This window comes from Polaribacter uvawellassae (assembly GCF_039748955.1).
Lineage (GTDB): Bacteria > Bacteroidota > Bacteroidia > Flavobacteriales > Flavobacteriaceae > Polaribacter > Polaribacter uvawellassae.
This window is the reverse complement of sequence record NZ_JBDIZN010000006.1, coordinates 125,945-147,092: the sequence shown is the minus strand read 5'-3', so window position 1 is coordinate 147,092 and position 21,148 is coordinate 125,945. Positions and strand designations below refer to the sequence as shown.

The following is a 21,148-nucleotide window of genomic DNA, read 5'->3' as shown; positions in this document are numbered from 1 at the left end:
TTTTGTGTTAACCACCAACGCGTTTTACCTTAAATCCTTTATCCTTTAACATCGTCATTATTCTATCTCTATAATCACCTTGAATAATAATTTTTTCATCTTTAAAACTTCCACCTACAGACAGTTTGGTTTTAATTTCTTTAGCTAATATTTTGAAGTCTGATGTTGCTCCTGTATAGCCTTCTAAAATAGTAATTGGTTTTCCTTTTCGTTTTTCATATTTACAAATTATTGGGTCGTCTTGTAACCAAATAGTTGATTTTTCTTTCACTTTTTCTTTCACTTCTTCGTGCTCAGGAAATAAGTTTTTAAGTTGATCTTTTAAATCCATTTTTTCAGTATTCAGTATTCAGTCTTAGTTGGCAGTCAGTCTTATACTGAAAACTGCAACTGTAAACTGTTTACTTCTTTAATCCTAATTCTTTTAAACGTTCATCTAAAAATTCGCCAGCTGTAATATCATCAAACTGTTTTGGGTTTTCAGCATCAATACAATTCTCTAATACATCTAATTTCATATCGCTAATTGGATGCATAAAAAATGGAACTGAATAACGTGATGTTCCCCACATTTCTTTTGGCGGATTTGTAACTCTGTGAATAGTTGATTTTAGCTTGTTATTAGAATGACGCGATAACATATCGCCAACATTTATCATCAATTCATCTGGTTCTGCAACAGCGTCAATCCAATCTCCATTATGATTTTGTACTTGCAATCCTTTTCCTTGCGCGCCCATTAATAAGGTAATTAAATTAATGTCTCCATGAGCTGCAGCTCTTTCTGCTCCTTTTGGCTCCGTTTTTATTGGCGGATAATGAATTGGACGTAAAATACTATTTCCGTTTTTGATATAATTATCAAAATAGGTTTCTTCTAATCCTAAATGTAATGACAAAGAACGCAATACAAATTTTGCGGTTTTTTCTAACATTTGATAGGTTTGTTTACCAACTTCATTAAACTTTGGTAATTCTTCTACAGTAACATTTGCTGGGTATTCTTTTGCATATTTAGAATCTCTATCTACATATTGACCAAAATGCCAAAACTCTTTTAAATCTCCTTCTTTTTTACCTTTTGCAGATTCTTTACCAAAAGAAACATATCCTCGCTGACCACCAATTCCTGGGATTTCGTATTTCTCTTTTACTTCTGTAGGTAAATCAAAGAAGTTTTTAATTTCAGTATATAAATCATCAACTAATTTATCGTCTAAAAAATGACCTTTTAATGCAACAAAACCTATGTTTTCGTATGCATGTCCAATTTCTTTTATAAACTGTTGTTTTCTTTGAGGATCATCCGATAAAAAATCGGCCAAATTTACGCTAGGTATTTTGTTCATTTTTAATAAATTTTAATAAAGGAAGATAAAGTTACTAAAAACAAGTAATAAAATTGGTATTACTTGCTAATAAATGGAATTGTATAAGAAATGGTATAATTAAAACCAAAGCCAGTTTCTGTATCAAAAACCCTGTTAAACCCTGGAACATAGAGTGTTTTAAAATTTGTTGGATGCTCTAAACTCAACATTATTTTATAAGAAAAACTAAAACCTAAAAACAAGTTTTTAAAGGTTTCTACTTTTATACCCAATACAAATTCTGTCCAATGTGCATTTAAACCTTTTGTTGTTAAAGGAGTTGAAATTATATTTCCAGCAAAATAATCACTTCCTGTGTTAGATTTATAACTGTTTAAGGTTTGCTCAAAAGCACTTGTTGCATATCTAAATCCAACAAAGATTTCGTTATTCATATCTAGCCAATTGTCATACGCATTGTAATTTATTCCGATTTTATAAAAAGACCCTTTTGATGTTGAATTTGTGTAGTCTTCTACAGTAATTTCTTCTTGAGCTCCAAATTCAGTTGCAATGTACCAGTTTTTAGAAATTCTGTAATCTGCAACAAATTCTATTCCGCTAGAATTAGAATCAATCATTCCCATAATTGGTTTGCTGATGTCAATTCCTAAACGTAATCCGTAAGCAGTTTTATTAGAAACAGAATCGATGACTTGTTTTTCTTGCCCAAAATTACTTAGCGAAGTAAGTATCAAACAAAAACTAATGAAATATTTGAACATGCGCGCTTGTTTGAGTATCAATTATTGTTAAAGAAGTTGGCGTAAAGGATTGAATCCAACCATTCGTAGAAGTTATTGTTACGTTGTTAAAAATGGTTTTAAAACCACAAGAACGCGAAACGTATTCTTCTGTTGTTGTGTAATTTATAGTAAAAGTATCGGTAATGTCATTTGCGGTATTCCCATCAATTTTATTCATTTTAAAATGATAAATAGTTTGAGTTGCATTAACATTTAAAGGAATTGCAATAGAATCTAGAGAAACACTTATATAGTTTGAAATCGTGTCTTTTCCATCTGCCCAAATAGACAATCGTTCTGCATTTTTTAGTGTAGCTGGATTTGCAGCATCGTATAAACGCAATACTAGTTTAGGAGTTGTTGGTAACAAACAAATATCATCTTTTTCGCAAGCGCTGAAAATAAGCAGACTTAAAAGAAGAATAAAAATGTTTTTTTTCATATTGATAAAATTCAATCTCAAAAGTAAGTATTTTCTTTTGTAAGCAACGTTAAAATACAGCTATTATTTTTCAAATAAAATCACAGTTTTATATGAAAAGAGCACTGAAATTGTTTTACTAAACTATTTTTTTTGCAATGTTTTTTGATGTAATTCTTATTTTTGCAGAATCTAAAATAATTATTTTAAATGTTTTGGCATATCTCTGCTGCTATGTAAAACTCTAATAATAATTAATTTATTTGTATCAATTTTATAAAAGATAATATGTTTTTGAATAGGGAAGCTAAAAATATTCTCTTTAATTTCATTTCTTAATCTACCTAAATTTGGCTGTTTACATAATTGAAAAAATACACCTTCAATAGTTGATAAATATAGTATTGCTTGATCTTGGTTGTGTCTTTTTTCTGTGTAATCAAAGATGTCTTCTAAATCAGTATCTGCATCATTAGTTAATTCATAGTTTGTGATAGTAATCATACTATTTATTACGTTTCGATGCTATAATTTCCTGAACCGATCGTTTGCTAATTCCACTTTCAAGCCCTTTTTCAATCTCTGCTTTTAAGTCATTTATAACTTTATTCCTATAAATTGTATGAAGACGTAACGCATCTCTAATAACTTCACTATTATTTTGATATTCTCCAGACTTTACTTGAGTAGTTATGTATTCTTCCTGTTGCTTTGTAAAACTAATATTCATAATTATCTTCTTTTAAAATATAAATATATAGATTTTATCCATATTTAGCAATTATGGACATAATTATTTTTCAAATAACACCACAGTTTCTATATGAGAAGTATGCGGAAATTGATCTACCAAACTAATTTTTTTAATTTGATAACCAGCTTCTCTTAATAATTCTGTGTCTCTTGCTTGTGTTGCCGGATTACAAGAAACATATACCATTCTGTCTGCATTTAAGTTGATGATTTTTTGTAATGTTTTAGGTGCAATTCCTACTCTTGCAGGATCTAAAATAATGGTTTTTATTTTTCCTTTATATGCTGGATGTGCTGTTAAAAATTTACCAACATCAGCAGCATAAAATTGTAACCCGTTAATGTTATTTCTTTTGGCATTTTCTTTTGCGTCTTCAATTGCAGACGCAACAATATCTACACCAACAATTTTTGCGTTTTCACTTTTAGAAGCAACAATTTGTCCGATGGTTCCGGTTCCACAAAATAAATCCATAACCACAGTATTGTCAACTTTTGATTTGTCTTCTAACACATATTCTACCACTTTGCTGTATAATTTTTCTGCACATTTCGGATTCGTTTGAAAGAAACTTTTCATGCTGATTTCAAAGTTTAATCCTAATAACTCTTCAACAATTTTGTCTTTTCCGTACACCAATTCTAAACTACCAGAAGTTGCAATGGTTCTGTCGCCAGTTTCGTCGTTTATGGTATGTAATAATCCGGCAAGTCTATTGCCAAATAATTCAATTAAAAATGCTGCAAATTTTTGTAAGTCGAATTTCTCTAGTTCTGGTGAAGTAGTTACTAAATTGAATAATAATTCGTTGGTTTTATATGATTTTCGAACTACAAAATAGCGAAAGAAACCTTCTCTTTTTGGTCCGTGCCAAGGTTGTAAACCTGTGTCTTCACAATATTTTCTGATTAACTTTAAGTTGTCTTCTACTTGTGCATCAAACAAGCCAGAATCTTTTTCTAAATTGTCTCCCATCCACCAAACTCCACGTCTTTTAAAACCTAACGTAAACTCGTCTTTATCGTGCTTTGCAACTCTATCATAACCAATTGCAGAAAAACCATATTCCATTTTATTTCTGTAATGAAACACATTTGGTGATGTAATAAATTCGTCAAATAAATCTTCAATATTTTCTACTTTCCCTATTCGTTTAAATAAAGATAAGGTGCTTTCTTTTTTATATTGATGTTGTAAATCGATTGGTAATTTGATATAAGGTGCGCCCGGAATATCTTGAAACGGAACTTCAACTTCGTTTTCTGACAGTTCTAAAACATCTATCAATTTAGCTTCAGCATATTTTTTGCTCGATTTCTGAATTTGAACTTTTACCACTTGTCCAGGTAAAGTATTCGGAACAAAAACAACAAAACTACCTTCTTCAGATTTTATTCTTGCAATTCCTTTTCCGCCAAAGGCATAATCTTCGATTTTTAATTCTAAAACCTGATTTCTCTTCACAAATTTATTTCGTTCTCTACGTGGCATTTGATGTGTTTTATGGTTCGCAAAATTAGGAAAAGATATGGTTTCAATTGATTAAAAACTGATATAAATTAGAATATATCCGTACTTTTAAATAAAAAATGAACCTTTTCTCAAATTGTACGTCTATAAGATGTAATTAATTATGAAGGATACAAATAATTTATCAGATTGTGAATTGGTATTGTCGTATCAATCAGGAAATACAGCAGCACTTTCTGGTTTGGTTAAAAAGTGGCACGTTCAGTTTTGTAAACTCGCTTATTGGTATGTAAAAGATGCAGATGTTGCTAAAGATATTGCACAAGAAAGTTGGGTGATTATTTTTAAAAAACTAGACACTTTAAAGAATCCGAAGCAATTTAAAAGTTGGAGTATTAGTATTGTAAATAGAAAAGCAATTGATTGGATTAGAGCAAATAAAAGAGAAAGCAATAAACTGAATACTTTTTATGATGAAAAAGACAAAAACATAAATATTGATAAATCTGAAGATAATAAAACAAAATTGTTATCCATTTTAAAAATGGAAATTGATGCATTGCCAGTAAATCAAAAAATGATTATCAAATTATTTTACACAGAAAACTATTCGTTGAAACAAATAAGTGAAGTCTTAGAAATTTCAGTTGGTACCGCAAAATCGAGATTGTTTCACGCAAGAGAAAAATTAAAAAAATCATTAAAACAAAGAACTTATGAAGAATAACACAGAAGAAATAGACAAATTAATAAAAGAAACACTTACGCAGGAAGAAGCAAAATTTTACGATGAATTAGAACAACAAAATATTTTTGAAATGATTATTGGATTGTTTCAAGGGAAAAATAAATGGATTATGTATCTAATGAATTTTATGACCTTAATTTTCTTCGGATTGTTTGTGTATTGCACCGTTCAGTTTTTTAATACAACAGAAACAAATGAACTTATTAAATGGGGCGTTGGCGGATTGGTATTCTTATTTGGAGTTAGCATGTTAAAGATTTTTGCATGGATGCAAATGGATAAAAATGCAATTCTTAGAGAACTAAAACGATTAGAATTGTTGATTAGTTCCACTTCAACAAAATAGAAAACTCTAAAATAAAACTTCATAGATTATTATTAATCTGTGAGGTTTTTAAATTGTGCTTCGTTTTACTTAATAATTTTTATTTCAAAATATAATTTTACTACTTTTGTAAAACTTCGGGGATGATTTCTTTCCCACGCTGAATTTTCGAAACTTTCGAAAGGATAAAGGTAGATAAGGAATGGTTATTATATAAATTTAAAATTATTAAAAATGGCTGTTTTAGACCAATTAACTTCGCAACAAGCGATCGAATTAGAAAACAAGTATGGAGCTCACAACTATCATCCACTTCCTGTGGTGTTGAGTAGAGGAGAAGGCGTATATGTTTGGGACGTAGAAGGTAAAAAATATTACGATTTTTTATCAGCGTATTCTGCAGTAAACCAAGGGCATTGTCATCCAAAAATTGTTGGTGCAATGGTGCAACAAGCACAAACATTAACATTAACTTCTAGAGCATTTTATAACGACATGCTTGGTAAGTATGAAAAATTTGCAACAGAATTGTTTGGTTTTGACAAGTTATTACCAATGAATACTGGTGCAGAAGCTGTAGAAACAGCATTGAAAATCTCTAGAAAATGGGCATACGAAGTAAAAGGAATTGCAGAAAATGAAGCACAAATTATTGTTTGTGAAAATAATTTTCACGGAAGAACAACCACCATTATTTCTTTTTCAAACGACCCTGTAGCACGTAAAAATTTCGGTCCATATACTGATGGATTTATCAAAATAGAATATGATAATTTACAAGCTTTAGAAGAAGTTTTAAATTCTAGCAAAAATATTGCAGCATTTTTAGTTGAACCAATTCAAGGTGAAGCAGGCGTTTACGTTCCTTCTGAAGGGTATTTAACCAAAGCAAAAGCATTGTGTGCAAAACACAATGTATTGTTTATTGCTGATGAAGTACAAACAGGAATTGCAAGAACAGGTAAAATGTTAGCGGTAGATCACGAAAATGTAAAACCAGATATTTTAATTCTTGGAAAAGCACTTTCTGGCGGAGCGTATCCTGTATCAGCTGTATTAGCAAATGACAACATTATGAATGTTATTAAACCAGGAAATCACGGTTCTACTTTTGGAGGAAATCCAGTTGCAGCTGCTGTTGCAATTGCTGCGTTAGAAGTTGTAAGAGAAGAAAATTTAGCAGAAAATGCTGAACGTTTAGGACAAATTTTTAGAGCAGAAATGTCAGAATTTGCAAATCAAAACGATCTGGTAAAAATGGCAAGAGGAAAAGGATTGTTAAATGCTATTTTAATTAACGATACAGAAGATAGTTCAACTGCTTGGGATATTTGTATCAAATTAAGAGATAACGGATTGTTAGCAAAACCAACTCATGGAAACATCATTCGTTTTGCGCCACCTTTGGTAATGAATGAAGAACAATTAAGAGATTGTATTGCTATTATTAAGAAAACTATTTCTGAGTTTTAGAAAAAAGTATTCAAGTTTATATATTAAAAAAGCCTGCATTTGCAGGCTTTTTTAATTTTAAAGTTCTAACATTCTTTCTTGGAATAGTTGCGGGTCTTGCAATGCAGCCCAACCAAAAGCAGAAATAAGAATTATAATCATTATTAGATATAATGCATTTAAAATAATACCAATAATCCCTAAAATTTTTCCAGTATTCGCATTAGAATATCCTGTGTAATTTTCTGGAGCTTCTAAGTATATTTTTTTAGCTTTATTTGCTAAAACTACTGCTGCAATTCCTAAAGGTAATCCTATGATTCCATAACAACAGCAAGTAACAATAGATACGATTCCTAAAATAAGTGAAGTTGTTGCATTTGGTAATTTTTGTCTTTCCATAATGTATTAATTGGTTAAAATAATTGATTCATTTTTATAAAATAGCTAATCACAATGATTAAAATATTTAATGAGGCTAAAGTAATAATAATTTTTCTTCCGTTTTTGAATTTATATTTCCAATGTACTATTGCAAAAATAGCAAGAATTAAGATTGTATAAATTGCAGGATACATTTTAAAAGCTTCAACAAAATCGCCTTTTATTAAATATAAAAATGAACGCTGAAAACCACAACCTAAACAATCTACTCCAAAGAGTTTTTTGTTTAAGCAAGGAAGCATATAATCTTCTGTTTGAAGTATGAGTTTAGTTAACAATTGGTTAGTTTTTATTGTTTTTTAATAAATTATTTAACAAGCCTTTTCCTTTATTAATTAAGTTGTTTTTTTGTTGTTCTATCAAATTGTCAACTAGTTTTTTTGTTGCTTGTTTTAAATCTGTTTTAATTGCAGGATTTTTAAAATTACCCGAGACATCAATATTTACAGGAACGTTTTTTATTTCTTTAGCATCTTTATCCGACAATTTACTCAAATAACCAACAACTTCCTTTCCTAAATATTTTGCAGGAATTTCCGCTTTAACATCATAGTTCATTGTTTGATCAAAACCATGTGTTCCAGAAATTGAATATACAATGTCTTTGTGTTTTAATTGAAATGGTTTTATCGTTACTTTACTGTCTTTAAAAGCGATGTAGGTTTTTACATCATCTAAACTTAGTTTTTCAAAATCTAAAAAATTTGCTTGCGCATTTAAACTCGATAATAATTTCGATTTATCGGCATTTATTTTACTATCAACCAATTGTCCAAATAAATTTCCTGTTAATTTAGACAGATCTGGCGTCATATTATTCTTTAAAAATCCAGACAACTCTATCGTTGCATTTAACTTTCCATCAATAGTGTTTGCAATCGGAGCGATGGCAGAAAGCATTTCAATTTGAGAAAACGAATTCGAAATATTTAATTTATCCAAGCCTAAATTCATGTTAAAAGTCGGTGTGTTTTCTTTTGTAGAAACAATTCCTGATAAAAGAATATTTCCACCGAAAAGATTCATTTTTAGCTTGTCAAGATTTACTTTTTCATCTTTCACAATCAAATTACCTGATACATCAGACAAAGTTAAATTGTCGTAGCGAACTTCTTTTGCTTTTGCATTGATTGTGCAATCTAAAAAAGACGGAATTTTAATTGCTTCAATCGTTTTCTTTTCTTTAGTAACAACAGTTGTTGGCGATAAAAAATCTGATACCTCTATATAATTTGATTCCAAATTAAAAGCACCTTTTAATACTTGATTCTGAAATAAAAATCCATAAAAATTATCTAATGCTCCTTTAATTTGAAGATCAGATTTTCCTGTTTTAGCATCAAACTGATTCAGCTGTATTTTACTCGTTGTAAAAGCAATTGTTGCTTTGTCAATTAAAAAAGGTTTGGCAACTTCTTTTCCTTCATATTTAAAATTGCTAAGACTAATATTTCCTGAGTTTTTAATATTTTGATAATTTCCTTTTTCAACAGAATTCATATCAAAAACTGTTGTAACATTAGCTTTTAAAATTCCTAAAAGTTGTTTTTCTAACTTTATGGGATAGGCTTTTGCAATATTTTCTAAATTGATTGTTCCGTTTGCAGTTAAGCTAATTTTTGGGTTTTTATGGATGTTTTTTACGTTTCCTTTTGCATTAAAAACATCTTCATCTATGCGAAACGACAAATCATTTACAGTAACATAGGTATCGTTTATCTGACCAGTTTTATTACTGATTGTAGCATTTATATTGATGTTTTTTACCGTTTTTGGTAAATTATCATATTTGAATAATGAATTTTTTGAATTGAATGAAATATCAAAAGTCGGAATTGTATTTTCAGAATACGTTCCTTTTAAAATCCCGTTGATATCAAAATCACCTTCCGTTTTAACTGCATCTAAGTTTCCAGCATATTGAGCCGGAATTAAACCTAACATGTTTTTAAACGAAGAAGTTGGCGTTTTAAAATTGATATCGTACAACTGTCCCGTTTCTACTAACTGAATAGATCCGTCAAATTCTAAAGGCAATTGATTGATAAAACCTTTATTTTCTTTAAATGTAAAAATGTTGTTTTTTAAATCGATTCCTAAAACGGCATCTAAAGAAATAGCAATAGCATTCAAGTAATTTGTTCCGTTTACATCCGCAGAAAGATTTGCTTTCGAAGTTGTTTTTAAATCTAAAATGTCTTTGTTAAAATTGCCTTTTCCAGAATGCACAATATTGCTAATTCTAATCTTAGAATTAGAAGCTTTATCACTATAATTTACCTCTAAATTAGCAACAGCATATTCCTCAATATTTAAAGAAAAAGGTTCGCTTTTTGTTGAAGTAGTTGCTGTTGTAGCTTCTTTTGCAATGTCAAAATTTTTGTTTCCATTTTTATCAAAAATGATGTTTAAAAAACTTTTATCAAGATAAAAACTTTTGATATCCATAGCTTCAGAAGCATCTTTAAATAATTCTCCAATATTCATTTTTAAATGAATTTCGGATGCATAAAAAAGTGTGTCGCCTTTAAAAGGTGCGTTGTTTAAAATATGCAATTTAGAAATGGATAAATTAGCCAACGGAAAACTTCTTAATAAACTTAGATCTACATCATCAAATGATACAGTTGCATTTACTTTTTCGTTAATGCTTTTTGTAATTATTGCATTTATTTTATCTTTAAATAAATACGGAGCACTTGCTAATAAAAGGATTAGAAGTAAAACAATTCCAAAAAACCACTTTGCAATTTTTTTAATGACGGATGTCGATTTCGTTTTTTTCTTATTCATGTTTTTTGTTTGTGTATCAATATTGATAACAAGGATTTGTACTAATTTATTACATATTAATAGGATTAATATGTAAAAGAACTGTTTTATTTAAATAAATCCATTCCAGGAATATTTGGCATTCCACTTTTAGCAGCAACAGCTAATTCTTGTTCGTTTATTTCAGTTGCTTTTTTAATGGCGTTATTTAATGTAACAATTAAATAATCTTCTAATTCTTCAGCATTGTTGAGTAAACTATCGTCAATTTTAATCGCTTTTAGCTCTCTATTTGCTGTAACTGTAACTTGTATTTTTCCGTTTGATGAGGTTTCATCAATCAACACATAATTTAAACGAGTTTTTGTTTCTTCAACTTTTTGTTGTGCTTCTTTTAATTTACTCATCATACCAGACATATCTCCAAACATAATTCTCTAATTTAATATTTCACGCAAATTTACTACTTTAACAGCAAGAAAAAAATTTATAAAAATGAAGAGGATATTGTTTTACACTACAGCATTTAGCCTTATTTTTGCAAGCGCTTGTAAAAACGATTCCATGAATACGAAAGATATTACACCACCAATAGCAGATAAAATTCCTGCAGAAATTGAAACGCACGGTGATATTAGAATTGACAATTATTTTTGGATGCGTTTGTCTGATGAGCAAAAAAATGCTAAAGTAAAAGACGAACAAACTACTAAAGTTCTCGATTATTTAAACGCAGAAAACGATTATTACGATCAAATAACGTCTCATACAAACAATTTTCAAACATCTTTATTCGAAGAAATGAAAGCTCGAATTAAAGAAGATGACGAATCTGTTCCGTATAAAAAGAACGGCTATTTTTACATTACAAAATTTGAAAAAGGTCAACAATATCCAGTTTTTACTCGTAAAAAAGGATCTTTAGATGCTAATGAAGAATTGTTATTTGATGTAAATGAATTAGCAAGAGGTCACGAATATTTTCAATTAGGCGGATTAAACATCAGTCCAAATAATGAACTGGCAGCTTTTTCTGTTGACACAGTTAGTAGAAGACAATATGTGCTTCATGTTAAAAATTTAAAAACAGGAGAAATTTATAAAGATGCAATTACCAACACAAATGGTGGTTCGGTTTGGGCAAACGATAATAAAACCTTGTTTTATACCAAAAAAGATCCTGTTTCTTTAAGAAGTTATAAAATTTACAAACATGTTTTAGGAACTGATGCATCTGAAGATGTAGAGATTTTTCATGAAAGTGATGATACTTTCAGCACTTTTGTAACCAAATCAAAATCAAACAAATACATCATCATTAGTTCGTATAGTACGGTTTCTTCCGAATATCAATTTTTAGACGCAGATACACCAAATAATACGCCTCAAATCATTCAGAAAAGAGAGCGTAATCTAGAATACGATATTGCACATTATAAGAATCATTTTTACATAAGAACTAATAAAGACGGAGCAACAAACTTTAAGTTGATGAAAACTCCGGTTACAAAAACATCACAAGAAAATTGGATAGATGTAATTCCGCACAGAGAAGATACTTTGCTAGAAGACATGTCTATTTATAAAGAATATTTGGTTTTAGAAGAACGCACAAATGGCTTGAACAATGTAAGAATTATGCGTTGGGACAATACCAAAGATTATTATTTACCTTTTGATGAGGAAACGTATTCGGTTGGCGTTTATGCGAATCCAGATTTTGACACGAATATAATTCGTTATTCATACAATTCAATGACAACACCTAGTTCTGTGATTGATTTTAACATGGATGACAAATCAAAAGAAATCAAAAAAGAACAAGAAGTTCTTGGTGGTACATTTGATAAAAAAAATTACACAAGCAAACGTATTTGGGTACCAGCAAGAGATGGCAAAAAAGTAGCTGTTTCTTTGGTGTACAGAAAAGATACAAAACTAAATGAAGATACTCCGCTGTTATTATATGCCTATGGCTCTTACGGCGCAACGGTTCCAGACGGATTTAGCACAGTGCGATTAAGTTTGTTAGACAGAGGATTTGTGTACGCTTTAGCACACATTAGAGGAAGCGAATATTTAGGAAGAAATTGGTACGAAGACGGAAAGTTATTACACAAGAAAAATACTTTTAACGATTTTGTAGATTGCTCTAAGTTTTTAATTGTAAACAACTATACATCAGCAAAACACTTATACGCAATGGGCGGATCTGCTGGCGGATTGTTAATGGGAGCAATTGTAAATATGAACCCAGAATTGTACAACGGAATTATAGCGCAAGTTCCTTTTGTAGATGTAATTTCTACGATGTTAGATGAAAGTATTCCGTTAACAACCGGAGAATTTGACGAATGGGGAAATCCGAAGGATAAAGAATATTACGAGTACATAAAAAGTTACTCGCCTTATGATCAAGTTAAAGCAAAAGCATATCCAAATATGTTAATTACAACTGGTTATTGGGATAGTCAAGTACAATATTGGGAACCTGCAAAATGGGTTGCAAAATTAAGAGAATACAAAACAGATGATAACATTTTGTTATTAAATACAAACATGGAAGCTGGTCATGGCGGAGCATCAGGAAGATTTAATGCTTTAAAAGAAGTTGCCAAAGAATATGCGTTTATGTTAGATTTAGAGAATAAAACTGAATAATGACAAGGAATCAAGAAACAAATAAAAACATCTTAGAACTTGTTGGACAAACGCCAATGGTTCAATTAAACAACATTACAAATCATTTAAAAGGTTCTTATTTTGCAAAATTAGAATCATTCAATCCTGGCCATTCTGCAAAAGACCGAATAGCAACGTATATTATAGAAAATGCAGAAAAAAAAGGGATTTTAAAACCAGGAAATACTATTGTAGAAACAACTTCTGGTAATACAGGTTTTTCGTTGGCAATGATTTCTATGGTAAAAGGCTACAAATGTATTTTGGCAGTAAGTTCTAAAACATCACAAGATAAAATAGACATGTTAAAAATAATGGGAGCAGAAGTGCATTTATGTCCAGCAAATGTTGCTGCAGACGATCCTCGTTCGTATTATGAAGTCGCAAAAAGAATCCATAAAGAAACTCCGAATTCAATTTACATCAATCAATATTTTAACGAATTAAATAGCGAAGCACATTACCATTCTACAGGTCCAGAAATTTGGAAACAAACCGAAGGAAAAGTAACGCATGTTGTTGTGGCAAGCGGAACAGGAGGAACGATTTCTGGAATAGGAAGATATTTAAAAGAACAAAATACTGCTATCAAAGTTTTAGGAGTTGATGCCTATGGATCAATTTTAAAAGGATTTCACGAAACAGGAGAAATTGATGAAGATGATATTTATCCCTATAGAATAGAAGGTTTGGGTAAAAATTTAATTCCGACTGCAACCGATTTTGATATTATTGATGACTACGAAAAAGTCACAGATAAAGAAGCTGCACTTAAAGCAAGAGAAATTATTATTAAAGAAGGCATTTTTGCAGGTTATACAAGCGGCGCTGTAATGCAAGCTGCAATTCAGTATAACGATAAAAATATGTTTGTAGAAAACAGCATTATTGTATTGGTTTTTCCAGATCATGGTTCTAGATATATGAATAAAATTTACAGTGATTCTTGGATGCATCAACAAGGATTTTTAGAGTAGCTGTTGTTATATAGATGCATTTTAATTTGATTTAATGCCAAAAAAGCGGTTAATTTGCACTCTCAATTTTGAAGATAAAAAACATGACGAAAGATTTATTTGAAAGAATAAAAGGTGATAAAGGACCATTAGGAAAATGGGCCGATAAAGCGGAAGGATACTATGTTTTTCCTAAGTTAGAAGGACCCATTTCTAACAGAATGTTTTTTAACGGAAAGAAAGTTATTACGTGGAGTATTAACGATTATTTAGGATTGGCTAATCACCCAGAAGTTTTAAAAGTTGATGGAGAAGCTGCAATGGAGCACGGAATGGCGTATCCGATGGGCGCAAGAATGATGTCTGGTCATACTATTTTTCACGAACAATTAGAAAAAGAATGTGCAGAATTTGTTGAAAAAGAAGCTGCTTATCTGGTAAACTTTGGGTATCAAGGAATGGTTTCTGCAATTGATGCATTAGTTACTAAAAACGATATTATTGTTTACGATATGGATACGCACGCTTGTATTATTGACGGTGTACGTTTACATGCAGGAAAACGTTTTGTATACAAACACAACGACATGGAAAGTTTTGAAAAAAACTTACAACGTGCAACTAAAATGGCTGAAACAACCGGAGGCGGAATTTTAGTGATTTCTGAAGGTGTTTTTGGAATGCGTGGTGAGCAAGGTCGTTTAAAAGAAATTGTTGCTTTAAAAGAAAAATACAGCTTCCGTTTATTAGTTGATGATGCGCATGGTTTTGGTACCTTGGGTAAAGACGGAAAAGGAACTGGATTTGAACAAGGTGTTCAAGACGGAATTGACGTTTATTTTGCCACTTTTGCAAAATCGATGGCAGGAATCGGAGCTTTCTTTGCGGCCGATAAAGATATTATACAGTATTTACAATACAATATGCGTTCTCAAATGTTTGCAAAATCATTACCAATGGCAATGGTTAAAGGAGCATTAAAACGTTTAGATATGTTGCGTACAATGCCAGAATTAAAAACAAAACTTTGGGAAAACACCAATGCTTTACAAAGTGGTTTAAGAGATGCTGGTTTTGATTTAGGAACTACACAAACCTGTATAACACCAGTGTTTTTAAAAGGAGAAATTCCTGAAGCAATGGCAATGGTAAATGATTTACGTGAAAATTACGGAATCTTTTGTTCTATTGTTGTGTATCCAGTAATTCCAAAAGGATTGATTATCCTAAGATTAATTCCAACTGCAACACACACACAAGACGATATTGACGAAACCATTGCGGCTTTTTCTGGAATTAGAACTAAATTAGAAAACGGAACCTACAAAAAGATTGCTGCTTCTATTATGGAAGAATAGTTTTTCTATAGCTTTTATTTTTTAATTACTTAATTGTTTGTAAGTCTTATAATTTCGTCTAAATCATAACCTGCTCTTGTCATAGCTCGTCTTGCAGCTTCTATTGCAATTGGTGCAGGATTAGGAGGATGAACAGGAACTTCTTTTGTAGCGGCAAGTTGCTTTAAAATTTCTAGAGTTTGATTACTAGTCAATGTTTCACAAATTTCGTACAATCCTCCAGGTTTTTCTTCTTCTACATCATGTTTTGCTAATACATATTGTATCACTTTTATTAGAGATAGCGTTGGAGGAGGAACTAGTAAAGCCGTAATTGCTCCATGATCTAGTCTAAATTTTGGAAGGAGTTTTTGCATTACAGCTGGATTTACTTTTTTAGCTGCCGGGAAAAATATTTTTTCCTCCATTTTAATATGTCGTAATATTTGAGTTCGAAATTGATGATAATACTTCATGTCAATTTCATTTGGGTTTTCAACGGCTTTTTTTAATAATCCATCAATTCGGTGATGATCTTTTGTGAAAAACTGATGTATAGGTTTGTTCATTTGGTTCTTAAATTGCTGTATATTTTCGACATAAAGTTACTTAATCTTTTTAAAAAGGACTAATTTGTCCGTTAAATAATTCTTAACTTTGTTCCTTTAAATTTAAACTTTTCTACACATGATTTTTATAGAAAATGAAGGAAATACCAATCCAAGATTAAATCTTGCTTTGGAAGAATATGTACTTCGAAATTTTGATAAACAATCTGATTATTTATTGTTTTATATCAACGAACCTTCTATCATTATTGGTAGAAGTCAAAATACCTTAGAAGAAATCAACCACGAATATGTAGAGGAAAACAAACTTCATGTAGTGCGTAGAATTTCTGGAGGTGGAGCAGTTTATCATGATAAAGGAAACCTAAATTTTAGTTTTATCACCAATCACGATGTTAAAAGTTTAAACAATTTTAAAAAATTTACAGAACCGGTCATCAGTTCACTTTCAAAAATTGGAGTAGAAGCAGAGCTGATAGGTAGAAATGACATTCTAGTAGATGATAAAAAAATTTCTGGAACCGCTCAATTTTCTACAGGAAAAAGAATGGTAAGTCATGGAACTCTTTTATTTGACACAGATCTTAATGAAGTTGGCAATGCACTTCAAGTAAAAATGAGTAAAATCATTTCTAAAGGACACAAATCTGTTCGTAGCCGCGTTGCAAATATTAGCGAATATCTTAACAATCCGATGAAAATAGAAGAATTTAGAGCACTTTTATTAGAAGGTTTGTATGCAGAAAGAGAAGCTTTTGAAACCTATCATTTAACGGAAGAAGAATGGAAAGCTGTCCATCAATTAAAAGAAGAAAAATACGATTCTTGGGATTGGAATTATGGTCGTTCACCAAAGTTTAACATCCAACGAAGCAAACGTTTTCCTGTGGGAGAAATTGATGTAAGAATGTTTGTAGAGAAAGGATATTTAACAGAAATTAAAATTTTTGGTGATTTCTTCGGAAAAGAACCATTAGAAACTATAGAAAATCTTTTAATTGGCGTTGCGTACGATAAAGAAGAAATTACAAAAAAGTTAGCCGACATCAATTTAGAAGACTATTTTGGAAACATTACAAAATCAGAATTTATAGAGTTGTTATATGGCGCTGATGAGGTAAAAGAATAAGTATCTTTGCAAAAAAATAAATCCAAAAAATTATGTCCCAATCACTTTATAACCCCTTTAAAGAATTGATTTTTGACGAACATTTCTGTTTTCTAACAGGAGTTTTAACAACCGAAAGCATGACCGTTTTTCCGCAATGGTTGATGGATCATTTTAAATTTGGTGATGAAAAAATTGAGATGATGGACAAAGCAAAATCATATCATTACGAAGATCTTAGATTGCCATGTTCTGTTGAAGTAAAAAATGCTTTCGAAGCACTAGATGTTAAGATTAAGGCCGCATATAAAAAAGGTTTTGAAGGAATGGACGCATTGGATGAGGAACTACTTTTTCAATGGACAGGCAGAATGGTGTATGGCTTGTTGTATTACGAAATGATTTACGAAAGAGATACACAACTTGCGCAAGACAAAGAATTTGCCGTTGCTGATATTCTTAAAGAGCGTTTTGGAAATTTCCATTTAATGTTGCAATCTGTTGTAAAACCGATTTCTTTTGTTGGACAAAAACCGTGGAGTATTGCGGTTTTTCCGCTTAAATATTCTTCGGATATTTTTAGCTATCGCGACGATCCTATCAATTTAATGTTTTCATTTGGAGTAAATGGTTTTGGTTTTATTGCCTGTTTGCAAGACAACGGAATTCTCGGAGAAAAGCACAAAGAAATTCTCGATAAAATGAAAGGACACGTGTTGCATCCTGTGCAGTTTGAAGAATTATATGCACGCTTTCATTATTCAGATTATATCTTACAACACCAACCAGAATATAACGTTGAAATCATCGAAGAACACATTAGCATAGCAATTAAAAACAACGAAGTGCAACCTGTTTTTGGGTTTTGGGATGAAAATATATTTGCGCAATTGCTTTCTAATTATTGGCAAGTGTACGGAATAGAAAAAGAAGATATTATCCAATTTCAAAAGCCGCCAGTGAGTTTTCTTGAAAATCCGTATTCTAAGGATTTTATACAACCAGAAGCTATTAGTTTGCCTTTTTAAGAAACGTGTTTAAGTATGATTTTTTACGTTTGATAAATATATACTGAAAATAAAATCCGAGTGGATTTTCATATGTAGGAGAGAATCAGCCATTAATTATGCACGGTGTTAGCTGTAGTTTATTTTATGCTTTTTAATTTTTCGATGAATTTTTCAATTGTTTCATTATTCATTCTTATTGCTAATTTAGCGGTTATTTCATCTAATCTCTTCTCATCGAATTCATATAAATCTTTGTCAATTTTATCGGATAATGATAATATGAATTTATATGGGCTATTCTCAATACGATTATAAAAATCAATTAAACTTTTATAAGTTATTTCCGTTTGACCACAAAGTTCTCTTATATTTTTGGTTTTATCATTTATAATATTCCGAGAATGCTTTATCGAATTATTTAATTCTCGTAATTCATTAATTTCTTGAAAATCATCAATTTCATTAATAGTAATTCTCTTTGTTTTCAAATATTCTTTAACAAATTCCCATTTGAATAATTTACTTTCCTTGACACCTTGATAAGATGCTCGAATTAAGAATTTTAAATGTGTATCAAAATGCTTATAAGCGTAAATTATTTTCATTTCTGCGATTGCAAAAAGTTCCTTTTCAAGGAAATAGATATTCATTCCACAATCTCCTTTTTCAATGCCTAAAAGATTATCTTTTTTTATATTTAAATCAATTAATTCTTTTTCAAGTTTTAGAATGATTTTATCATTTACACTATCATAATGATTATTTTCAAGATTTAAGAAGAATGTCTGTAATCCCATTCTATTCAATTCCCTTTTTTGGTAATATGTTTCTTTATCTTTCAATTTTGGTCGTAATTACACACAACTCGTTATAAAGTAATTAAAGTTCTCATTATCAATTTTTACAACACAAATAAAACAAGCTGCCTTTTTGTTTAGCAACTCAAATATAACAAAATAAAGGCATAAAAAAAGCGCATCCAAGATGGATGCGCTTTTGTAGTATCGTTTACACTATTTTATCTTTCTCTACGTCTTCTTCCGAAACCGCCAGATTTTCTGTCTGCAGAACCTCTATCTGGTCTGTCTCCGCCAGCTCTTGGTTTACGATCTGAAGAACCGCTTCTTCTTGGAGAAGATGAATTCCTGTCGCTACGTTTTCTTCCAAATCCACCACCATCAGATTTTGGTGATCTTCTTCCGCTTCTATTTCCACCACGACCTCTTCCGCCGCCAGAACGTTCTTTCTTTGTAATTTCTATATTTACGCCACGTCCGTTAAATTCTGGATCGTTTTCTTCAAAAGCACTCAATGTTTGTCCTTCAAAGTTTTTATCCAATTCAAAGAAAGAAAAAGTGTCTAAAATATCAATGGCACCAATTTCTATATTGTCTGTTATACGTTGGTCGTTAATTAAACCAATTAATCGAGCAGGATTTAAATCGTCTTTTCTACCTAAGTTGATAAAGAAACGCGTCATGTTTTCGTCTCTTGGTCTTCCTCTTCCGCCAGAATCCCTAGCATCTCCTCTAGTTGCTGCTAAATTATTTAAATCTTTAGCATTTTCGTAGTATTCTAAAAAAGTATTGAATTCTAAAGAAACAAATTTCTGAATTAACTGTTCTCTGTCTAAACCTTCTAATTTTTCGTAAATGCTTGGTAAAAATTCTTCAATTTGACTGGTATTTACTTCTGCATTTTGCACTTTATCAATTAAATGCATTAATTGATTTTGACAAATTTCTTTTCCGCTAGGAATATTCGCTTGCACAAATTTCTTATTGATAATTCTTTCAATTGGGCGTAATTTTCCTTTTTCTTTATTGTTAACCAACGCAATCGAAACTCCTTTTTTACCAGCTCTACCAGTTCTTCCAGATCTGTGTGTGTAGTTTTCTATTTGGTCTGGTAATTTATGGTTGATAACGTGTGTTAATTCTGTAACATCCAAACCACGCGCCGCAACATCTGTTGCTACTAAAATTTGAATACTTTTCTTTCTAAATTTATCCATCACACCATCTCGTTGTCCTTGCGATAAATCTCCGTGCAACGCATCTGCGCTATAACCATCTTTTATTAAGTTGTTTGCAACTTCTTGTGTTTCTCTACGAGTTCTACAAAAAACAATTGCGTAAATGTCTGTATTTACATCGGCAATTCTTTTTAATGCTTCGTATCGTGTACGTTCGTTAACTACATAATATTCGTGACTAACATCATCAGAACCTTCGTTTTTTTGCCCAGAAGTAATTTCTATCGGTTTGGTCATGTAGTTTTTTGCAATCGCTTCAACTTCTCTTGGAAAAGTTGCAGAAAATAACAAGGTTTGTTTTTTAGCCGGAGTTGCTTCTAAAACTTTGTCTAATTCATCTTTAAAACCCATGTTTAACATTTCATCGGCTTCGTCTAAAACGATCCAACGAATGTTTCCTAATTTTAATGCTCTACGATTAATTAAATCTACTGTTCTACCAGGAGTTCCAACTACAATTTGAGAACCTTTTTTTAAAGAACGAATTTGTTCTTCAATATTTGCTCCTCCATAAACAGTTGTAGTTCTTACACCTTTTATATATTTAGCAAACTCTTCAATGTTTTTACCAATCTGAACTGCTAGTTCTCTTGTTGGAGATAAAATGATTGCTTGTGTGTCTTTACTATTTACATCTAATTGCTGTAAAATTGGTAAACTAAAAGCAGCAGTTTTACCAGTTCCGGTTTGTGCAAATGCTTTTAAATCTTGTGTGGATGCAATTACTTGTGGAATTGCTTTTTCTTGAATTACTGTAGGGTTTTCATAACCCAAATCTGTTAGCGCTTTAGAGATTTCTTCTCTAAGCCCCAACTCTAAAAATGTTGACATGCTGTGAACAATTGTGAACTCACAGACGCCAGTATCTGTAAACTCGGTTTATAAACGCTTTAGAATTTGTTACTTATTAAACTGGGTAACAACTATCTAATCTTCTTAATTCTTATAA

Annotated in this window: 22 protein-coding genes; 8 read left to right on the top strand and 14 right to left on the bottom strand. The window is 30.9% G+C overall.

The window, feature by feature from the left end; all coding sequences use genetic code 11:
* Positions 1 to 7: 7 nt before the first annotated feature.
* The 7 genes from ABDX67_RS12335 to rlmD all read right to left on the bottom strand — a co-directional run bounded on the left by ABDX67_RS12335 (position 8) and on the right by rlmD (position 4,782).
* The gene (locus ABDX67_RS12335; protein WP_347175340.1) at positions 8 to 331 is read right to left on the bottom strand and encodes a translation initiation factor; all 324 of its coding nucleotides are present in this window, start codon (positions 329 to 331) and stop codon (positions 8 to 10) included.
* A gap of 70 nt (positions 332 to 401) precedes the next feature.
* The gene (locus ABDX67_RS12330; RefSeq protein ID WP_347175339.1) at positions 402 to 1,349 is read right to left on the bottom strand and encodes an isopenicillin N synthase family dioxygenase; all 948 of its coding nucleotides are present in this window, start codon (positions 1,347 to 1,349) and stop codon (positions 402 to 404) included.
* Positions 1,350 to 1,408: 59 nt separating this feature from the next.
* Positions 1,409 to 2,095 carry a DUF6048 family protein gene (locus ABDX67_RS12325; RefSeq protein WP_347175338.1) on the bottom strand — a complete coding sequence of 229 codons (687 nt, stop codon included), beginning with the start codon at positions 2,093 to 2,095 and terminating at the stop codon, positions 1,409 to 1,411.
* Positions 2,076 to 2,558, bottom strand: coding sequence for a DUF6452 family protein (locus tag ABDX67_RS12320; protein WP_347175337.1), 483 nt, complete (start codon positions 2,556 to 2,558; stop codon positions 2,076 to 2,078). The genes ABDX67_RS12325 and ABDX67_RS12320 overlap by 20 nt, the downstream gene beginning before the upstream one ends.
* A gap of 180 nt (positions 2,559 to 2,738) precedes the next feature.
* Positions 2,739 to 3,041 (bottom strand): type II toxin-antitoxin system RelE/ParE family toxin, encoded by a 303-nt coding sequence (locus ABDX67_RS12315; protein WP_347175336.1) that lies wholly within the window; start codon positions 3,039 to 3,041, stop codon positions 2,739 to 2,741.
* Position 3,042: 1 nt separating this feature from the next.
* Entirely contained in the window at positions 3,043 to 3,267 is a 225-nt protein-coding gene (locus ABDX67_RS12310) for a type II toxin-antitoxin system ParD family antitoxin (protein WP_347175335.1), read from the bottom strand.
* Positions 3,268 to 3,330: 63 nt separating this feature from the next.
* Positions 3,331 to 4,782: a 23S rRNA (uracil(1939)-C(5))-methyltransferase RlmD gene (gene rlmD / locus ABDX67_RS12305; protein WP_347175334.1), complete on the bottom strand. Its 1,452-nt coding sequence runs from the start codon at positions 4,780 to 4,782 to the stop codon at positions 3,331 to 3,333.
* Between the two features lie 142 nt (positions 4,783 to 4,924).
* On the opposite strand from rlmD, the gene ABDX67_RS12300 reads away from it, so the two are divergent.
* From ABDX67_RS12300 to rocD, 3 genes are all read left to right on the top strand, one after another.
* Positions 4,925 to 5,488, top strand: a complete 564-nt coding sequence (locus ABDX67_RS12300; protein ID WP_347175333.1) for an RNA polymerase sigma factor — start codon at positions 4,925 to 4,927, stop codon at positions 5,486 to 5,488.
* Positions 5,478 to 5,855, top strand: a complete 378-nt coding sequence (locus tag ABDX67_RS12295; RefSeq protein ID WP_347175332.1) for a DUF6768 family protein — start codon at positions 5,478 to 5,480, stop codon at positions 5,853 to 5,855. The genes ABDX67_RS12300 and ABDX67_RS12295 overlap by 11 nt, the downstream gene beginning before the upstream one ends.
* Before the next feature lie 213 nt (positions 5,856 to 6,068).
* Positions 6,069 to 7,307 (top strand): ornithine--oxo-acid transaminase, encoded by a 1,239-nt coding sequence (gene rocD / locus ABDX67_RS12290; RefSeq protein ID WP_347175331.1) that lies wholly within the window; start codon positions 6,069 to 6,071, stop codon positions 7,305 to 7,307.
* A gap of 57 nt (positions 7,308 to 7,364) precedes the next feature.
* Here rocD and ABDX67_RS12285 read toward each other — a convergent pair whose 3' ends face one another.
* From ABDX67_RS12285 to ABDX67_RS12270, 4 genes are all read right to left on the bottom strand, one after another.
* Positions 7,365 to 7,688 (bottom strand): CCC motif membrane protein, encoded by a 324-nt coding sequence (locus tag ABDX67_RS12285; protein ID WP_347175330.1) that lies wholly within the window; start codon positions 7,686 to 7,688, stop codon positions 7,365 to 7,367.
* A 14-nt stretch (positions 7,689 to 7,702) separates the two neighbouring features.
* Positions 7,703 to 8,008, bottom strand: coding sequence for a DUF2752 domain-containing protein (locus tag ABDX67_RS12280; RefSeq protein ID WP_347175329.1), 306 nt, complete (start codon positions 8,006 to 8,008; stop codon positions 7,703 to 7,705).
* A 4-nt stretch (positions 8,009 to 8,012) separates the two neighbouring features.
* The gene (locus tag ABDX67_RS12275; protein WP_347175328.1) at positions 8,013 to 10,523 is read right to left on the bottom strand and encodes an AsmA family protein; all 2,511 of its coding nucleotides are present in this window, start codon (positions 10,521 to 10,523) and stop codon (positions 8,013 to 8,015) included.
* A gap of 86 nt (positions 10,524 to 10,609) precedes the next feature.
* Positions 10,610 to 10,933, bottom strand: a complete 324-nt coding sequence (locus ABDX67_RS12270) for a YbaB/EbfC family nucleoid-associated protein (RefSeq protein ID WP_347175327.1) — start codon at positions 10,931 to 10,933, stop codon at positions 10,610 to 10,612.
* A 64-nt stretch (positions 10,934 to 10,997) separates the two neighbouring features.
* Here ABDX67_RS12270 and ABDX67_RS12265 point away from each other — a divergent pair, with 64 nt between their 5' ends.
* The 3 genes from ABDX67_RS12265 to capB all read left to right on the top strand — a co-directional run bounded on the left by ABDX67_RS12265 (position 10,998) and on the right by capB (position 15,498).
* The gene (locus ABDX67_RS12265) at positions 10,998 to 13,163 is read left to right on the top strand and encodes a S9 family peptidase (RefSeq protein WP_430438132.1); all 2,166 of its coding nucleotides are present in this window, start codon (positions 10,998 to 11,000) and stop codon (positions 13,161 to 13,163) included.
* Entirely contained in the window at positions 13,163 to 14,161 is a 999-nt protein-coding gene (gene capA, locus ABDX67_RS12260) for a cysteate synthase (RefSeq protein WP_347175325.1), read from the top strand. The genes ABDX67_RS12265 and capA overlap by 1 nt, the downstream gene beginning before the upstream one ends.
* A gap of 83 nt (positions 14,162 to 14,244) precedes the next feature.
* On the top strand, positions 14,245 to 15,498 hold the full coding sequence (gene capB, locus ABDX67_RS12255) for a cysteate-C-fatty acyltransferase (protein WP_347175324.1): 1,254 nt from the start codon (positions 14,245 to 14,247) through the stop codon (positions 15,496 to 15,498).
* A 29-nt stretch (positions 15,499 to 15,527) separates the two neighbouring features.
* On the opposite strand, the gene ABDX67_RS12250 is transcribed toward capB, so the two are convergent.
* Positions 15,528 to 16,046: a hypothetical protein gene (locus ABDX67_RS12250; RefSeq protein WP_347175323.1), complete on the bottom strand. Its 519-nt coding sequence runs from the start codon at positions 16,044 to 16,046 to the stop codon at positions 15,528 to 15,530.
* A 118-nt stretch (positions 16,047 to 16,164) separates the two neighbouring features.
* Between ABDX67_RS12250 and lplA the strand changes: the two genes are divergently transcribed.
* Positions 16,165 to 17,175: a lipoate--protein ligase gene (gene lplA, locus ABDX67_RS12245; protein ID WP_347175322.1), complete on the top strand. Its 1,011-nt coding sequence runs from the start codon at positions 16,165 to 16,167 to the stop codon at positions 17,173 to 17,175.
* 32 nt (positions 17,176 to 17,207) lie between these two features.
* On the top strand, positions 17,208 to 18,182 hold the full coding sequence (locus tag ABDX67_RS12240; protein ID WP_347175321.1) for a hypothetical protein: 975 nt from the start codon (positions 17,208 to 17,210) through the stop codon (positions 18,180 to 18,182).
* A 119-nt stretch (positions 18,183 to 18,301) separates the two neighbouring features.
* Here ABDX67_RS12240 and ABDX67_RS12235 read toward each other — a convergent pair whose 3' ends face one another.
* Complete coding sequence (locus ABDX67_RS12235; RefSeq protein ID WP_347175320.1) at positions 18,302 to 19,006, bottom strand: hypothetical protein; 705 nt, start codon at positions 19,004 to 19,006, stop codon at positions 18,302 to 18,304.
* Positions 19,007 to 19,182: 176 nt separating this feature from the next.
* Entirely contained in the window at positions 19,183 to 21,030 is a 1,848-nt protein-coding gene (locus tag ABDX67_RS12230) for a DEAD/DEAH box helicase (RefSeq protein WP_347175319.1), read from the bottom strand.
* Between the last annotated feature and the right edge of the window lie 118 nt (positions 21,031 to 21,148).

Coding starts and splice junctions, on each gene's coding strand:
- ABDX67_RS12325 (WP_347175338.1), bottom strand. CDS start 2,095: ATGTTCAAATATTTCATTAGTTTTTGTTTGATACTTACTTCGCTAAGT.
- ABDX67_RS12295 (WP_347175332.1), top strand. CDS start 5,478: ATGAAGAATAACACAGAAGAAATAGACAAATTAATAAAAGAAACACTT.
- ABDX67_RS12330 (WP_347175339.1), bottom strand. CDS start 1,349: ATGAACAAAATACCTAGCGTAAATTTGGCCGATTTTTTATCGGATGAT.
- capA (WP_347175325.1), top strand. CDS start 13,163: ATGACAAGGAATCAAGAAACAAATAAAAACATCTTAGAACTTGTTGGA.
- ABDX67_RS12320 (WP_347175337.1), bottom strand. CDS start 2,558: ATGAAAAAAAACATTTTTATTCTTCTTTTAAGTCTGCTTATTTTCAGC.
- rlmD (WP_347175334.1), bottom strand. CDS start 4,782: ATGCCACGTAGAGAACGAAATAAATTTGTGAAGAGAAATCAGGTTTTA.
- ABDX67_RS12230 (WP_347175319.1), bottom strand. CDS start 21,030: ATGTCAACATTTTTAGAGTTGGGGCTTAGAGAAGAAATCTCTAAAGCG.
- ABDX67_RS12265 (WP_430438132.1), top strand. CDS start 10,998: ATGAAGAGGATATTGTTTTACACTACAGCATTTAGCCTTATTTTTGCA.
- rocD (WP_347175331.1), top strand. CDS start 6,069: ATGGCTGTTTTAGACCAATTAACTTCGCAACAAGCGATCGAATTAGAA.
- ABDX67_RS12315 (WP_347175336.1), bottom strand. CDS start 3,041: ATGATTACTATCACAAACTATGAATTAACTAATGATGCAGATACTGAT.
- ABDX67_RS12335 (WP_347175340.1), bottom strand. CDS start 331: ATGGATTTAAAAGATCAACTTAAAAACTTATTTCCTGAGCACGAAGAA.
- lplA (WP_347175322.1), top strand. CDS start 16,165: ATGATTTTTATAGAAAATGAAGGAAATACCAATCCAAGATTAAATCTT.
- ABDX67_RS12285 (WP_347175330.1), bottom strand. CDS start 7,688: ATGGAAAGACAAAAATTACCAAATGCAACAACTTCACTTATTTTAGGA.
- ABDX67_RS12275 (WP_347175328.1), bottom strand. CDS start 10,523: ATGAATAAGAAAAAAACGAAATCGACATCCGTCATTAAAAAAATTGCA.
- ABDX67_RS12310 (WP_347175335.1), bottom strand. CDS start 3,267: ATGAATATTAGTTTTACAAAGCAACAGGAAGAATACATAACTACTCAA.
- capB (WP_347175324.1), top strand. CDS start 14,245: ATGACGAAAGATTTATTTGAAAGAATAAAAGGTGATAAAGGACCATTA.
- ABDX67_RS12250 (WP_347175323.1), bottom strand. CDS start 16,046: ATGAACAAACCTATACATCAGTTTTTCACAAAAGATCATCACCGAATT.
- ABDX67_RS12240 (WP_347175321.1), top strand. CDS start 17,208: ATGTCCCAATCACTTTATAACCCCTTTAAAGAATTGATTTTTGACGAA.
- ABDX67_RS12300 (WP_347175333.1), top strand. CDS start 4,925: ATGAAGGATACAAATAATTTATCAGATTGTGAATTGGTATTGTCGTAT.
- ABDX67_RS12270 (WP_347175327.1), bottom strand. CDS start 10,933: ATGTTTGGAGATATGTCTGGTATGATGAGTAAATTAAAAGAAGCACAA.